Here is a 14,102-nt window from a genome sequence, read left to right on the forward strand (position 1 = left end):
GCCTGTGGATAACTCCTGTGGCAGGCGCCGGTTTTGTCGGTGCCCTCCGCTAGCGTGGAAGTCGGGGGCTGCTCAGTTCGGCCTCGGTCAGTGGACCAGGACTACCTTGCCGCGGTTGGGCCCGACCGCCACGATGTCGCCGTCGGTCAGCTGGCGGCCGCGGCGGGTCTCGACCTCGCCGTTGACCGTGACCTCTTCCGCGTCGATCAGGTCCTTGGCGTGGGAGCCGTCCTCGGCCAGGCCGGCCAGCTTGAGGAACTGGCCGAGCCGGATCGGCTCTCCGGTGATGGGTACGTCGACGGGCTCGCTCATGCCCGCATCATGCCGCCTCAGGTGCGGGCGGTCGTCTGCCGGTAGAGCGCCAGCACGTCGGTGTCGAAGTAGCTCGAGTACGACGTGTCGGCGTCGTCGCCGCCGAACTCGAAGCCGCCGATGACGCCGATGACCGTGCCGAGGCGGGTCTGCGGGTTCTCCCCGGTGACCCACGGGCCGCCGCTCGTGCCGGTCGGGAAGCCCGCGCAGTCCACCCGCAGCTGGAAGGTGTCCTGCTTGCGGGTGGTGTTCCGGCAGACCGCGGGGACCTCGGAGTCGTCCGGGTAGCCGGTGAGCGTGATGGGCTGCTCGAACGGGGTGCCGGTGGCCAGCAGGTTCGCCCCGACCAGGCTCTCCAGGGACTTCGTGGTGCCCGCCTGGTGCGCGGTGGCGAAGCCGACGTCGAGGTCCGGGTCCGACGACGCCGTCCAGCCCGGCGCGACGAGCTCGTCCGACACCGTCCAGTAGCCGAACGGCGCGATCCCGTCGTGGTAACCGGGCGCGAAGGTGACGCCGGTGAGGTAGCCGCCGCCCTCGCCGTTGTGGATGCAGTGGGCCGCGGTCAGCAGCACGTCACCCCGCTCGCTGTGCACGACGCTGGCCGTGCAGTAGTGCTGCCCCTCCGCGAACAGGGGGCCGACCGCGGCGCTCGACACCGCGGGCAGGTCGGTCGCCGGGGCCGCTTCGGCCGTGGCGCGCTCCGGCGTCGTCGCGTCCGCGAGCGGTGCCGGCCGGGCCGCGACGACCACGACGAAAGCCGCGCCGAGCAGCACGATCGCGGCGAGGGTGAGCAGGACGGGCGTGCGCCGCACGATCATCGCCTCCTCACCTCGGTGCTGCCGACGGGACCACCATAGGGCGACGCACCGGCACAATCAGCACACCCACAGCAAGCTCACAGCCGCTAGCATCGGCTACTCGGGAGTAGCACCGCACGGTCGGGAGGGCCGATGAAGCAGTTCGCGGACAAGGTCGTGGTGATCACCGGAGCGGGCTCGGGCATCGGCCGGGCGCTCGCGTGCGAGTTCGCCCGCCGCGGGGCCCGGGTCGCGCTGTCGGACGTCGTCACCGAGAACGCCGAGGAGACGGCCAAGCTGGCCGGCGACAACGCCCGCGCGTACACCTTGGACGTCGCCGACCGCAGTGCCGTGCTGGCCCACGCCGAAGACGTCGCCGACGAGTTCGGCGCGGTCAACGTCGTGGTGAACAACGCGGGCGTGGCGCTCGGCGCGACCGTCGAGGAAATGACGTTCGAGGACTACGACTGGCTGATGGGCATCAACCTCGGCGGCGTCGTGAACGGCACCAAGGCGTTCCTGCCGCACCTGATCGCGTCCGGCGACGGACACGTCGTCAACATTTCCAGCGTCTTCGGCTTCGTCGGTGTGCCGACGCAGAGCGCCTACAACGCGGCGAAGTTCGCGGTGCGCGGATTCACCGAAGCGCTGCGCGAGGAAATGCTGATGGCGCGGCACCCGGTCGCGGTGAGCTGCGTGCACCCGGGCGGGATCAAGACGAACATCGTGCGCAACTCCCGCAGCGCCGCCGAAGACCAGGAGAAGGCCGCGCAGGGCTTCGAGAAGATCGCCCGCACGACCCCGGAGAAGGCGGCGCAGACGATCCTGCGCGGGATCGAGCGGAAGTCGGCGCGGATCCTGATCGGACCGGACGCCTACTTCATCGACGCCGTTCCGCGGGTGCTCGGTTCGGCTTACCAGCGGCCGCTGGCGGCGCTCGCGCGGCTCGGGCTCAAGTCGTAACGGCAAAGCCGAATCTGTTTCAAGCTGCCATTCACTCAATGGAGTTGCGTTTCGGACAGCACCGTCCGAAATGGTCCAGAATGCGTGGGGTCCGCCAGCCCCGTCCCGGAGGTCCCCGATGCTTCGCACGGCACCGCGCAGTGCGACCCGTTCGTCCAGCGACCGCACCGCGGTGGAGCTGCTGGACCGCACCGGCATCGTCGCCGCGAGCCTGCCCCGGCGCCGCCGCACCGAAGCCGAGGCCCCCGCGGAGACGCCGATCTTCACCCGGCCGACGGTGTGCGACCAGGACCTGCGCGAGAAGTCGGTGGTGATCCGGCGCCGCGCCCGCACGTGGCTCGGCGGCGGGGCCGCGGTGCTGCTCGTCGCGGCCGGCTGGCTCGGCGGCGGCCTCTTCACCGGCGGCCTGTTCGCCCCGGAGCCGGAACGCGACGTCGCCCAGCTCGACGCGCGTCCGGCCGTCGCGGCGGCCCCCGCTCCGGAGCCACCGGCGCCGGCCCCGCAGGCGCCGGTCGTCGTCACGCCCGCGCCGACGACCGTGTACGTGCCGGTGCCCGCGAAACCGGCGCCGAAGCAGGCCCAGGTGCAGGCGCAGGCGCAGGCGAAACCGCAGCCGAAGAAGCCGGTGCCGGACGAGGAAGCCGAGGCGCGGGTCGACCTGCCACCGGCCACAGCCACGCCGACGACCAACCCGATCCAGGCCTGGGTCGAGGTCGCCGAGAGCATGGCGCAGCGCTACGGCGGGCGCTGACTCAGGCGTCTGACCAGCGGTATTCGTGCTCGGGGCGGCCCGTGGCGCCGTACCGCAGGCGCATCTGGACCGTCCCGGACTCGGCCAGCGCGGTGAGGTACCGCTGCGCGGTCGCCCGGGCCATGCCGAGTTCGCCCGCGACTTCCGCGGCCGACAGCGGCCGCCCGGCACGCCGGAGCTGCTCCGAGACCAGCCGGGAGGTCGCCGTCGACTGGCCCTTCGGCGCGGTCGTGCGGTCCTGGTCGTGCAGTACGCGGTACGCGCGGTCGACGTCGTCCTGGGCCAGCGCCCGGTCTTCGGCGAGCAGGCCGCGGAAGCGCGCGTACGACGTCAGCCGCTCCGCGAGCTGGCGGGTGGTGAACGGCTTGATCAGGTAGTTCAGCGCGCCGGCCCGGATCGCCGCGGCCACCGAAGCGCTGTCGGTGGCCGCGGAAAGCACGATCGTGTCGGTCTGCAGCTCCGGGAGCACCGCGAGGCCGGACTCGTCGGGCAGGTAGACGTCGAGCAGGATCAGGTCCGGCGCGAGCTCCCGGACGCGGGCGCGCGCCTCGGCGGCGGTGTGCGCGGTGCCGACCACCGCGAAGCCCTCGACCTCCTCGACGAACCCGGCGTGCACCCCGGCGACCCGGAAGTCGTCGTCGACGATCAGCGTGCGGATCATCCGTCCTCCGTCAGCATTCCGGGCAGTTTGGCGACGAACAGGGCACCCGTCTCGTCTTCGCCGGGGTCGGCCAGCCAGACGTCGCCACCGCGGGCGCGCGCGGCCTGCCGGGCGAGCGCGAGGCCGAGGCCGTGCCCGGGCGCGATCTTCGTCGAGACGCCTTCGTCGAACAACGTCCGCCGCAGCTCCGAGGGGACGCCGAGCCCACTGTCCACAACGGACACGTGCAGGGTGCCGCCCTCGGCGAGCAGGCTGATCTCGACGGTCGCGGGCCGCCGCGGGCCCATCCGGGCGGCGTGCAGGGCGTTGTCGACGAGGTTGCCGATCACGGTGTTCGCGGCGATCGGGTCGGTCACCGTCGTCGGCACCCAGGTGTCCTCGGCGAGCTTGAGCGTGAGGCCCTTTTCCTGCGCCTGCTCGGTTTTCGCGACGAGCAGCGCCTGCAGGTACGGGTCGGCGACCGCGTCTCCCAGCTCACTCGGCCGGGCCGACGACGAATCCGTCAGCGTCTGCAGGTACTCGACGGCCTCGGTGTGGTGGCCGAGCTGGAGCAGCCCGTAGAGGGTGTGGAGCCGGTTGGCGAACTCGTGCCGCTGGGCGCGCAGGCCGTCGGAGAGGGCGCGGATGCCGTCGAGCTCGCGGGTGAGCGTGTCGAGGTCGGTGCGGTCGCGGAAGGTGAGCACGGTGCCGATCGGCCGGTCGTCCAGGCGCACGGCCCGCGAATTGATCACCAGCACCCGGTTCCCGGCCACCGCGAGCAGGTTGTCGACCGGCCGCCCCTCTTCCACGGCCTTGTGGACCCGCGGCGAAAGCGGCAGCTCGGCCATCGCCGCGCCGATCGGGAGTTCGGTGCCGAGCAGGCGTTCGGCCTCGTCGTTGCGCACCGAGACGCGGTTGGCCTCGTCGACGGCGAGCACGCCTTCGCCGATCCCGTGCAGGACCGCTTCGCGTTCGTAGAGCAGCTCGGTCAGTTCGTGCGGTTCGAGGCCGTGGGTGACGCGCCGGAGCCGCCGGTTCAGCAGCGCCGACGCCCCCGCGCCGAGCAGCAGCGCGCCGCCCGCGAAGAGCAGCGTGATCGTCAGCAGGCGGTTGAAGTCGCCGGTCGGGTCGGCGATTTCGAAGCCGACACTGACTTCGCCGACCACCCGGCGGTGGTCCGGGGTCCAGATCGGCGTCTTGCTCCGGACGGAGAGGCCGAGGGTGCCGCTCGCCACGGTGTTGGTGTCGTCGAACCCGGCGAGCGCCCGATCGGCGGGAGTACTGACCTTTTTGCCGATCTCGCTGGGTGTCGGGTGCGCCAGGCGGATGCTGTTGTCATCGGTGATCACGACGAACAACGCGTTGGTCCGGTCTCGCACGGCCAGCGCGCGTTCCTGGAGCGCGCCGCCGGGGATCTTCGCGGCCGTGTCGGCCATGACGACCGGATCCACCGCCACCGACTTCGCGATGGCCAGGGCGCGCTCGCTGTACTGCTCGTTGAGCGTGCGGGAGAGGAGCACGCTGACCAGCGCCACACCGATCCCGACGACGAGGAGGACCACGCCGATCTGCAGCAGCAGGACCTGCCTGCTGAACCGCATCCGCGGGAAGAGCGCCCACTTTGGCATGGCCGGGACCATACCCCCAGGTCAAGCCGGTGCGCTAAATGAGCAAAACATTCAGAACGCACAGCTCGCGCGGAGAACGTCGACAAGCTTCACCTGCACGACTCGCGTACTTAACGTCCCTTCCCAACGTGAGCCCCACCACGTGACGAAGGAGTCACCTCCACCATGGTTCCCCCACTGATCGAACTCACCGGAGCCACCAAACGGTTCCCGAGCGGGTCCGGTTCCGTGCACACGGCCGTCCGCGATCTGACCATGACCGTCCAGCCCGGCGAGTTCGTCGCGGTCGTCGGCCCCACCGGCTGCGGCAAGTCGACGACGCTCTCGCTGGTCTCCGGCCTGCAGCCGCCGTCGGCCGGCCGGGTGCGGGTGAACGGCGAGGACGTGAAGTCGATCCCGGACGGGGTCGGCTACATGTTCCAGACCGACGCCGTGATGCCGTGGCGGTCGGTGCTGGAGAACGTCGCCTCCGGCCCGCGGTTCCGCGGGGTGCCCAAGGCCGAAGCCCGCGCGCAGGCGGTCGACTGGATCGCCCGCGTCGGGCTCGCCGGGTTCGAGAAGTACTACCCGCACCAGCTCTCCGGCGGCATGCGCAAGCGCGTCGCGCTGGCCCAGACGCTCGTCACCAAGCCGAAGATCCTGCTGATGGACGAGCCGTTCTCCGCGCTCGACGTCCAGACGCGGGCGCTGATGCAGGACGAGCTGCTGCGGCTGTGGTCCGGTTCGGGGGCCGCGGTGATCTTCGTGACGCACGACCTCGACGAGGCGATCGCGCTGGCGGACAAGGTCGTCGTGCTGACGACCGGGCCGGCCACCGTGAAGGACGTCTTCGAGATCCCCCTCGAGCGGCCGCGGAAGGTGGAGGAACTGCGGCTGACCGAGGACTTCCGCAAGCTCTACGCCGACATCTGGGAATCACTGCGCAGCGAGGTCGACAAGGCCCGTGAGAAGGGAGCGAGCAATGTCGCTTGAGACCCCCGCGGCGCCGTCCGCGGCTCCGTTGCCGGTCCTGGAGACCGAGCAGGACATCCTCGCCCGCGCGAAGCAGGCCACCGCGCGCCGCAAGCGCAACATCTGGCTGCTGCGCCTGGCGATCGTCGTCGTCTGGCTGGGCAGCTGGGAGCTGACCGCCACGTACTGGATCGACCCGTTCTTCTACTCGAAGCCGTCGAAGATCTGGGAACGGCTGGTCGAGTGGTTCAGCACCGGGACCGACTTCGGCTCGATCTGGTACCAGATCCTGGTGACCGTCGAGGAGGCCGCGCTCGGCTTCGTCATCGGCGCCATCTTCGGTGTGGTGTTCGGCGTGATCCTCGGCCGCAGCGCGTACCTGGCGCAGGTGCTCGCGCCGTTCATCAAGGCCGCCAACGCCCTGCCGCGCATCGTGCTCGCCGCGCTGTTCGTCATCTGGTTCGGGCTCGGCCTGTCGTCGAAGGTCGCGACCGTCGTCGTGCTCGTGTTCTTCGCGGTGTTCTTCAACGCCTTCACCGGCGCCCGCGAGGTGGACCGCAACCTGATCGACAACGCCCGCATCCTCGGCGCGACCCGTGGTCAGGTGCTGAAGTCGATCGTGCTGCCCAGTGCGACGTCGTGGATCCTGTCGTCGCTGCACGTGGCGTTCGGCTTCGCGCTGATCGGCGCGGTGGTCGGCGAGTACACCGGCGCGAAGGCCGGTATGGGCTTCCTGATCGCCAACGCGCAGGGCACGTTCGACACCGCGGGTGTGTACGCCGGGATGCTGATCATCACCGTGGTCGCGCTGCTGGCCGAGTGGGGGATCAGCACGCTGGAAGGCCGGCTGCTGCGGTGGCGGCCGCCGTCCGCCTCCGAAGCCGCGATCAAGGCGGTCTGACATGCGTCTTAAAAGGACAGTCGGGGTGGTGGCCGCGGTGGCGGTCGCCGCGGCCGGGCTCACCGCCTGCCGCGACTCGCGGGAGATCGCCCTCGGGACCACCGGCCGGCCGCACATCAAGATCATGGTCGGTGGCCTGTCGAAGGTGATCTACCTGCCGGGGCAGCTCGCGCAGCAGATCGGCGCCTACCAGCGGCAGGGGCTGGACGTCGAGCTCTTCGACCAGCCGTCCGGCGCGAACGCCGAGACGTCGCTGCTGGCCGGCGAGGTGCAGGCGGTGGTCGGGTTCTACGACCACACGATCGACCTGCAGGCCAAGGAGCAGTGCATCGAGAGCGTGGTGCAGTTCGCGAACGTTCCGGGCGAAGCCGAGATGGTCGCGACCGCCAAAGCGGGCGAGGTCAAGTCGGGCGCGGACTTCAAGGGCCGCAACCTCGGCGTCACGTCGCTGGGTTCGTCGACGGACTTCCTGACCAAGGCGCTGGCCCTGCGCGGCGGCGTCACGTCGAAGGAGTACACGCCGGTGAAGGTCGGCGCCGGGCAGACGTTCATCTCGGCGATGAACCAGGGCTCGATCGACGCCGGCATGACGACCGACCCGACGATCGCGCAGCTGACGAACACGGGCCAGGCGAAGGTGCTCTACGACATGCGCACGGTCGAAGGCACGAAAGCCGCTTTGGGCGGGTTGTACCCGGCGAGCTCGCTGTACATGGGCTGCGAAATCGTGAAACGCTATCCGGACATCGTGCAGAAACTGGCCAATGCGTACGTCGAAACCCTGAAGTGGATTTCTTCGCACAGCCCGGAACAGGTGGCCGCGATGATGCCGCCGTCGTTCGCCGGCGGGGACAAGGCGCTGTACGTGAAGTCGCTGCGGGACAGCCTGCCGATGTTCACCAAGGACGGCCGGATGGACCCGGCGGGCGCGCAGAACGTGCTCAAGGTGCTCGGCGAGTCGTCGAGCAACGTCAAGCCGAAGAAGGACAAAATCGACCTGTCGAAGACGTACACGACCCAGTTCGTGGACGCCGCGCACGCGCAGGCGCAGCAGTAGCCCCGCTCACCTGACCGGGCGGTGGGTGAGCGATATGGACCCGTAAAGGCCTCTTTCCCCCGCGGAGGCCTTTACGGGTCTTTTCGGACAATGGAAGACCATGCGAAAGTAGCTACCTTCTTTTCGGCGCGGCTCCAACACTGGGGACAGGTTTTCCCGGTCCCCCTCGGTGAACGGAGTCCCCGCATGTCCAAAACCCTCCGCATCCTCACGGTTGCCGCCGCCGCGGCGGCTTCGCTGGCCGTCTCGGGTACCGCCCACGCGGCCGTCTTCGGCGCCCACTTCCACGGGCAGGAGTTCTCCGGCGGCAACTGGGGTGGGTACGTCAGCTTCGGCAGTTTCACGACGGCGACGGCGAGCTGGACCGAACCGTCGGTGAGCTGCACGTCCACCAACGACCTGTTCGCGCCGTGGGTCGGCATCGACGGCGACGGATCATCCACTGTGGAGCAGACCGGCGTGGCCACCGACTGCTCCAGCGGCCGCCCGGTTTACCAAGCCTGGTACGAAATGTACCCGGCCGCGCCGGTGTACTACTCGAACTCAGTCAGCGCCGGCGACCACATCACCGCCACGGTGACCCGGACGGCGACGAACACCTACCGCCTCGACATCAGCGACACGACCAAGGGCTGGTCGAAGACGATCACCAAGTCGCTGACCTCGAAGCACGCGTCGGCCGAGGCGATCATCGAGTCGCCGACCGACTCCTACCCCTCGATCTCCGGTGGCATCAAGTTCACCGGCGTCAAGTTCAACGGCGCGAACCTGGCCTCGACGAGCCCGTCCGGCCTCAACGCCGACGACAAGGGCGCCTACACGTGGAGCCCGAGCGCGATCGGCTCCGACGGCCAGAGCTTCACGATGACCCGCCACTGAGTCACTTCAGGCCACCCACGGCCCAGGCGACCACCATCAGGGCGAGCACCAGCGAGATGGCCGCCTGGAGCATCATCGTCATCTTGGCCCAGATGCGCAGGGGCATCACGTCGGTGGGGCTGAAGGCGGCCGCGTTGGTGAACGAAAAGTACAGGTAGTCCAGATAGGACGGTTCCCAGTCGCGGTGCGCGAGGCCCGGGTCGGCCATCTGCGGGAACTGCAGGTCGGGGAACTCGGCCCGGCCCGTGGCCCGCCGGCCCGGGCCGCCGCGGTCGAACTCCCAGTACCACAGGGAGAAGACCACGACGTTCGTCCAGTAGACGACGCCGCCGGTGACGAGCACGGCGCCGGCCCGGTCGCCGATCGTGCCGGTGCCGATGCCGTAGACGAGGCTCGCCGCCGACCAGGCGTTGACCACGGTGACGAGGCCGACGATGAGCAACGCGATCGTTCGTTCGGTCGCGCTGAAGTGGCTCATCCGGCCCGGGTTGACCAGCAGCAGGGCCACGACGAGCAGCACGGAGACGCCGGGCAGCAACCACCACGGGCGCAGCGCCATGTCGTCGGGCAGGGCGACCTGCAGGACGAGCGTCGCGACGACGACGCCCATCGCGGGCCAGCGGGTCTCACCGGAGGTCCGCCGCCGCCACGCGGGAAGTGCCTCTTCAGTCACCGGCCCACGCTAAGCCACCCCCGCCCGCCAGACCACCCGGCTTGTCAGCCGGCGGGGGCGGTGGTCACTTCGCCGGGGAGCTTGCGGGCCACGTCCGTCCGTGAGCGGGCGCCGAGCTTCCGGAGAACCTTCGCCACGTGCTGTTCCACCGTCCGCGGTGAAAGGAACAGCCCGTCCGCGATCTCCCGGTTCGTCCGGCCCTCGGCGAGCATCCGCGCCACCTCACGCTCCCGCGGCGACAGCTCGCTCCCGTACCCGCGCCGCCCGCGCTGCGATGGTGCCCAAGCGCCGTGCTCGCGTAGCTGGTGACGGCAGCGTCCGGCGTCCCTGGTCGCCCCGAGCTGCTCGTACGCCTCGGCCGCCGAGGTCAGCTCGTCGACCGCCGTCCGGTTGCCCGCCGCCAGACGGCACATCGACGCGCGTTCGCGCATGGCCGTTGCCGGGTAGGGCATCGGGAGGGCCGCATAACCGGACGCCGCTTCGTCGAACAGCGCCGCCGCGGCCAGGTGCTTGCCGCGGGCTTCGAGCAGCACCGCACGGCCCGCCACCAGCGCGGCGGCGGCCACCGGCGCGTCACGGCCCTCGATGCCGCGCGCGAACGCTTCGACCACGTTGTCGGCATCCGGCCAGCGTTCGGCCCGCGCGTACGCCTGCGCCGCCGCGGGCACCAGCGCGGCCGCCCAGATCCAGACGCCCTTGCGCCCGGCCGCGGCCACCGCCGTGTCGGCCGCCGCGCACGCGCCGTCGACGTCGTCGGTCGCGAGCAGCACCGAAATCAGCACGCCGGCGGCCGAGAGCACCACCGGGATCGGGCCGCGGTCCGGCGCGTGCACGCTCGCCGCCGTCAGGTGCCGCTGGGCGGCGGCGAACTCGCCGCGCACGGCCGCGAGCCCGCCGAGCACCAGCGAGGACTCCATGACGATCGGCCCGAGCTCCGGGTAGCTGTCCCGCAGCTGCTCGGCGGCCTCGGCCAGGCCCGTCCAGCGCCCGCGCACCCAGTCCAGCCGGACGCGGGTGCCCTGGATCAGGCCGATCGCGTACAGCGCGCCGGCGTCGGTCGCCCGCCGGACGCCTTCGGTCACCAGCCGTTCGGCGCGGTCGAGGTGGCCGGCCCAGGACTGCCCGTCGGCGAGGTTGCACCACAGCCGGGCCAGCTGGACGCGCTCGGCGACCGTGCCGACGGTGTCCGAAAGCGCTTCGAACTCCGCCCACGCCGAGCCGTCGCCGACGTGCGAGGCGGCCGCGATGCGGTCGGCGGTCAGGGCGAGCCGCAGCTCGGGATCGTCGAGCCGCTCGTACACCTCGCCCGCGCGGGCACGCCAGGATTCGTGCCACGACAACGGCGTCAGGCCGTCGATGGGCTGGGCGAGCAGGGTGATCCCGCGCGCGGCGAGGTCCGGCCGGTCGGTCAGCTCGTCGACCGCGCGCTCGACCTCCAGCCGGCCGCGGCCCAGCCCGCCGATGGTCCGGACCAGCAGCATGCCGAGGCTCAGCCGGATCGACCCGCGGACTGACGGCGGCAGCGTCACCTCTTCGAGGACGCGCGCCAGCGTGCCGAGCACTTCGGGGCGGAACCCCCGCAGCGCGACCTGGCTGAGCTTGCCCGCCACGCGCCCGATGTCGGCCTGCGACGGGCCGGGTTCGGCGAGCACCGACTGCAGGAGGTCGATCGCGCGGGACGTCTCGCCGCGGGTGATGGCCTCGTCGGCGGCCGCCTCCGCGTAGTGCCGCCACTGGTCGACGCGGCCGGCGGCACGGGAGTGGCGGGCCAGCAGCGTCAGCGGTGGGGACGGCTGCGCGGCGAGCACGCGGATCGCCTGCGCGTGCAGCAAAGCGCGTTCGGGTCCGCTCACCGTGTCGTAGACCGCCTTGCGCGCCAGCGGGTGCCGGAAGCCGTACTTGCCGTCGCCGACTTCGCCGAGCACGCCGCCGGAGAGGGTGGCGAGCAGCGCGGTGCGGAGCGTGTCGCCGGTGAGCCCGGCCAGTTCGCCGAGCACGGCGGCTTCGGCGCCGACGCCGAGCACCGCGGCCGCGCCGGCCAGCCGGACGGCGTGCTCGGGCAGCGTGGCGAGCCGTTCGGTGACGGCTTCCCGCAGCAGCACCGGGACTTCGAGGTTCTCCAGCAAGCGGTCCGAAAGGACTTCGCCGACCGGGAGGCGTTCGGCCGCTTCCTTCAGCGCCCGCAGCGTTTCCTCGACCACGAACGGGATCCCGGCCGTGCACTCGTGCAGCTTCGCCGCGAAGTCGTCGGTCACCCGGGGCAGATCGAGGAGTTCGACGGCCAGTTCGCGCACGGCCGGGACGTCGAGCGCGCCGAGCGCGACGCGGGCGGAGTGGACCGCCGGGCCGGTGCGGAACGGCGCACCCCGGCCCACCGCCCCGGCCTCGGCCGCCGACCGGTAGGTGGCGACCACCGCCAGCTCGGGCGGCATCGAGCCGGCGAGGAACCGCATGAGGTCGCGGGTGTCCTCGTCGGCCCACTGCAGGTCGTCGATCAGCACGAGCGTCGGCCCGCAGGACTGGAGGAGTTCCCGCACCGCGCGGAACACGCGGTGGCGTTCGGCGACCGGGTCGGCGAGGGGTTCGGGCCGCTCGGGAAGCGCTTCCGCGAGTTCCGGCAGCAACGGCCGCAGCACGCCGGCGACCGGGCTGAGCGGCCCGAGCGGCCGGTCGCCCACCGCGCGAAGCGCTTCCAGGATCGGCCCGTAGGGGAAGGGTTCCCGCAGTGGCTGGCAGGCGCCGGTGAGCACGCGGCCGCCGTCGAACTCCTTGCGCCGCCCGATCTCCGCGAGCAGCCGGGTGCGGCCCATGCCCGGTTCGCCCTCGACGAGGACGGCGGCCGGGCGTCTGCGGAGCACGGCGACGATGGCGTCGAGCTCGGCGTCGCGGCCGGTCAGCCGGGCGGGTCCGGACCGGACGGACACCGAGGTGGGGCGGGGGGTGGTCAGCCACATATGACCCTCCTCGACGCGCACCGAAGCACTGGTGCGCGGAGCCTAAGCAGCGTTGATCCGTCCGTAAACCTTTCACCGAATACGTGGTGGGTGCGGCCGTCACACGTCTGCCTACGGGCCGTCACCGGTTTGCTGCGGGAACCGCGGGGATCGGCTCACCCTGCGTGCGAAACCCCGGCCGATCGCACGTTCGAACGTCGCTTAACGCTTTCGAGTGCAGACCGCGACTACTGAAAGTAGTTTACGGAAACCCTACTTACGGACCTGTCCGACCGGGTGACCCCTGGGCCGTGCGCCCGGCTGGAGCAGGGGATACGTCCGCTGTGAATGCGTATACCCATTCGCCGGGCGCCCGGATTGCACCGTAACGCCCCCTCCGGGGACGCTCACCCGGGGGAGTACCACTGCGTGGCCGGTGCGGAGCCGCGCGTAACCATCTAGGGAGAAGCATGAAGATCGCGAGACTTCTCGGTGCCGCTGCCACCGCGGTCATGGCGACGGGCGCGCTGGCCGCGACCGCCGTCCCCGCGTCGGGCCAGGACCTGCTGAACCCGGACATCGTGCCCGCCATGCAGCGGGACCTCGGCCTGACCCACGACCAGGCGATCGCGCGGCTGAAGAGCGAGGACGTCGCGAACCGGGTCACCGAATCGCTCACCGCGGCGCTCGGCGACGCGTTCGGCGGGGCCACCTACAACGCCGCCACGGGCAAGGCGCACGTCACCACGACGAACGCGGCGCTGGCCGGCAAGATCCGCGAAGCCGGTGCGGAAGCGGAAGTCGTGCGGTTCAGCGCCCGTCAGCTCAATTCCACTGTGGACACCCTGAACGCCGCCGACAAGGCCGCGCCGGCCGCGATCACCGGCTGGGGCGTCGACGACGCCACCAACCGCGTCACCCTGGACGTGCTGCGGGGCCAGCGCGCCGCCGCGGACGCGTTCCTCGCCAAGTCCGGTGTGGACACTTCCGTCGTGACGATCCGCGAGACGGCGTCGACGCCGACCACCTACGCCAACATCCGCGGTGGCGACCCCTACTACATCGGCGGGTCGTCGCGCTGCTCGGTCGGTTTCGCGACCACCACCGGCTTCGTCACCGCCGGGCACTGTGGCGCGCTCACCGGCGGCGGCTCGCTGACCGGGTCGAACGGCGCTTCGCTCGGCAGCTGGATCACCTACCGGTTCCCGGGTGTCGACTACGCGGCGGTCCGGACCAACAGCAACTGGACCCCGGTCGCCCAGATGAACAACGGCACCGCGGTGCGCGGCCAGTCGAACGCCGCGACCGGCTCGTCGGTCTGCAAGGCCGGTTCCACCACCGGCTGGACCTGCGGCACCATCGGCGCCAAGAACCAGAGCGTCCGCTACGCCGAGGGCACGGTCAACGGCATGACCGCGACCAACGTCCGCTCGGCCGCGGGTGACTCGGGCGGCGGCTTCATCGCCGGCAACTACGCGCAGGGCGTCCTGTCCGGCGGCAACACGTCCGTGACGTACTTCTACCCGATCGCCGGCGCGCTCTCCGGCACCGGCACCACCCTCAAGACCAGCTGATCCCGAGACGCGGAAGGGCGGGTTCCGGGCGCCTCCAGCGCGC

General features: G+C 71.2%; 13 protein-coding genes. 7 read left to right on the forward strand and 6 right to left on the reverse strand.

Annotated elements, in window-relative coordinates; translation table 11 throughout:
- Positions 1 to 87 precede the first annotated feature (87 nt).
- On the reverse strand, positions 88 to 312 hold the full coding sequence (locus IE317_RS11255) for an RNA-binding S4 domain-containing protein (protein WP_191309030.1): 225 nt from the start codon (positions 310 to 312) through the stop codon (positions 88 to 90).
- A gap of 17 nt (positions 313 to 329) precedes the next feature.
- Positions 330 to 1,130 carry a trypsin-like serine peptidase gene (locus IE317_RS11260; protein ID WP_191309032.1) on the reverse strand — a complete coding sequence of 267 codons (801 nt, stop codon included), beginning with the start codon at positions 1,128 to 1,130 and terminating at the stop codon, positions 330 to 332.
- A gap of 132 nt (positions 1,131 to 1,262) precedes the next feature.
- Here IE317_RS11260 and IE317_RS11265 point away from each other — a divergent pair, with 132 nt between their 5' ends.
- Both IE317_RS11265 and IE317_RS11270 read left to right on the forward strand, forming a co-directional pair.
- Positions 1,263 to 2,072 (forward strand): SDR family NAD(P)-dependent oxidoreductase, encoded by an 810-nt coding sequence (locus IE317_RS11265; RefSeq protein WP_191309035.1) that lies wholly within the window; start codon positions 1,263 to 1,265, stop codon positions 2,070 to 2,072.
- Between the two features lie 118 nt (positions 2,073 to 2,190).
- A complete protein-coding gene (locus IE317_RS11270) occupies positions 2,191 to 2,823 on the forward strand; it encodes a hypothetical protein (protein ID WP_191309037.1) in 633 nt (210 codons plus the stop codon).
- Position 2,824: 1 nt separating this feature from the next.
- On the opposite strand, the gene IE317_RS11275 is transcribed toward IE317_RS11270, so the two are convergent.
- Both IE317_RS11275 and IE317_RS11280 read right to left on the reverse strand, forming a co-directional pair.
- Positions 2,825 to 3,484 (reverse strand): response regulator, encoded by a 660-nt coding sequence (locus IE317_RS11275; RefSeq protein ID WP_191309039.1) that lies wholly within the window; start codon positions 3,482 to 3,484, stop codon positions 2,825 to 2,827.
- Positions 3,481 to 5,064: a sensor histidine kinase gene (locus tag IE317_RS11280; protein ID WP_191309152.1), complete on the reverse strand. Its 1,584-nt coding sequence runs from the start codon at positions 5,062 to 5,064 to the stop codon at positions 3,481 to 3,483. The genes IE317_RS11275 and IE317_RS11280 overlap by 4 nt, the downstream gene beginning before the upstream one ends.
- Positions 5,065 to 5,256: 192 nt before the next feature.
- On the opposite strand from IE317_RS11280, the gene IE317_RS11285 reads away from it, so the two are divergent.
- The 4 genes from IE317_RS11285 (at position 5,257) to IE317_RS11300 (ending at position 8,879) form a co-directional block, all read left to right on the forward strand.
- Complete coding sequence (locus IE317_RS11285; RefSeq protein ID WP_191309041.1) at positions 5,257 to 6,063, forward strand: ABC transporter ATP-binding protein; 807 nt, start codon at positions 5,257 to 5,259, stop codon at positions 6,061 to 6,063.
- A complete protein-coding gene (locus IE317_RS11290; protein ID WP_191309043.1) occupies positions 6,053 to 6,943 on the forward strand; it encodes an ABC transporter permease in 891 nt (296 codons plus the stop codon). Before IE317_RS11285 ends, IE317_RS11290 begins: the two co-directional genes overlap by 11 nt.
- A 25-nt stretch (positions 6,944 to 6,968) precedes the next feature.
- The gene (locus IE317_RS11295) at positions 6,969 to 8,000 is read left to right on the forward strand and encodes an ABC transporter substrate-binding protein (protein ID WP_444859538.1); all 1,032 of its coding nucleotides are present in this window, start codon (positions 6,969 to 6,971) and stop codon (positions 7,998 to 8,000) included.
- 186 nt (positions 8,001 to 8,186) lie between these two features.
- Positions 8,187 to 8,879 carry a G1 family glutamic endopeptidase gene (locus IE317_RS11300; protein WP_191309047.1) on the forward strand — a complete coding sequence of 231 codons (693 nt, stop codon included), beginning with the start codon at positions 8,187 to 8,189 and terminating at the stop codon, positions 8,877 to 8,879.
- A 1-nt stretch (position 8,880) separates the two neighbouring features.
- Here the strand turns inward: IE317_RS11300 and IE317_RS11305 are convergent, their stop codons facing one another.
- Together IE317_RS11305 and IE317_RS11310 are read right to left on the reverse strand one after the other, a co-directional pair.
- The gene (locus IE317_RS11305; protein ID WP_191309154.1) at positions 8,881 to 9,489 is read right to left on the reverse strand and encodes a hypothetical protein; all 609 of its coding nucleotides are present in this window, start codon (positions 9,487 to 9,489) and stop codon (positions 8,881 to 8,883) included.
- A gap of 107 nt (positions 9,490 to 9,596) precedes the next feature.
- Positions 9,597 to 12,506, reverse strand: a complete 2,910-nt coding sequence (locus IE317_RS11310; protein WP_191309049.1) for an ATP-binding protein — start codon at positions 12,504 to 12,506, stop codon at positions 9,597 to 9,599.
- A gap of 449 nt (positions 12,507 to 12,955) precedes the next feature.
- On the opposite strand from IE317_RS11310, the gene IE317_RS11315 reads away from it, so the two are divergent.
- Positions 12,956 to 14,059, forward strand: coding sequence for a S1 family peptidase (locus tag IE317_RS11315; RefSeq protein ID WP_191309051.1), 1,104 nt, complete (start codon positions 12,956 to 12,958; stop codon positions 14,057 to 14,059).
- The last annotated feature ends 43 nt before the right edge of the window (positions 14,060 to 14,102 follow it).

The organism is Amycolatopsis bullii (assembly GCF_014654205.1).
Lineage (GTDB): Bacteria > Actinomycetota > Actinomycetes > Mycobacteriales > Pseudonocardiaceae > Amycolatopsis > Amycolatopsis plumensis.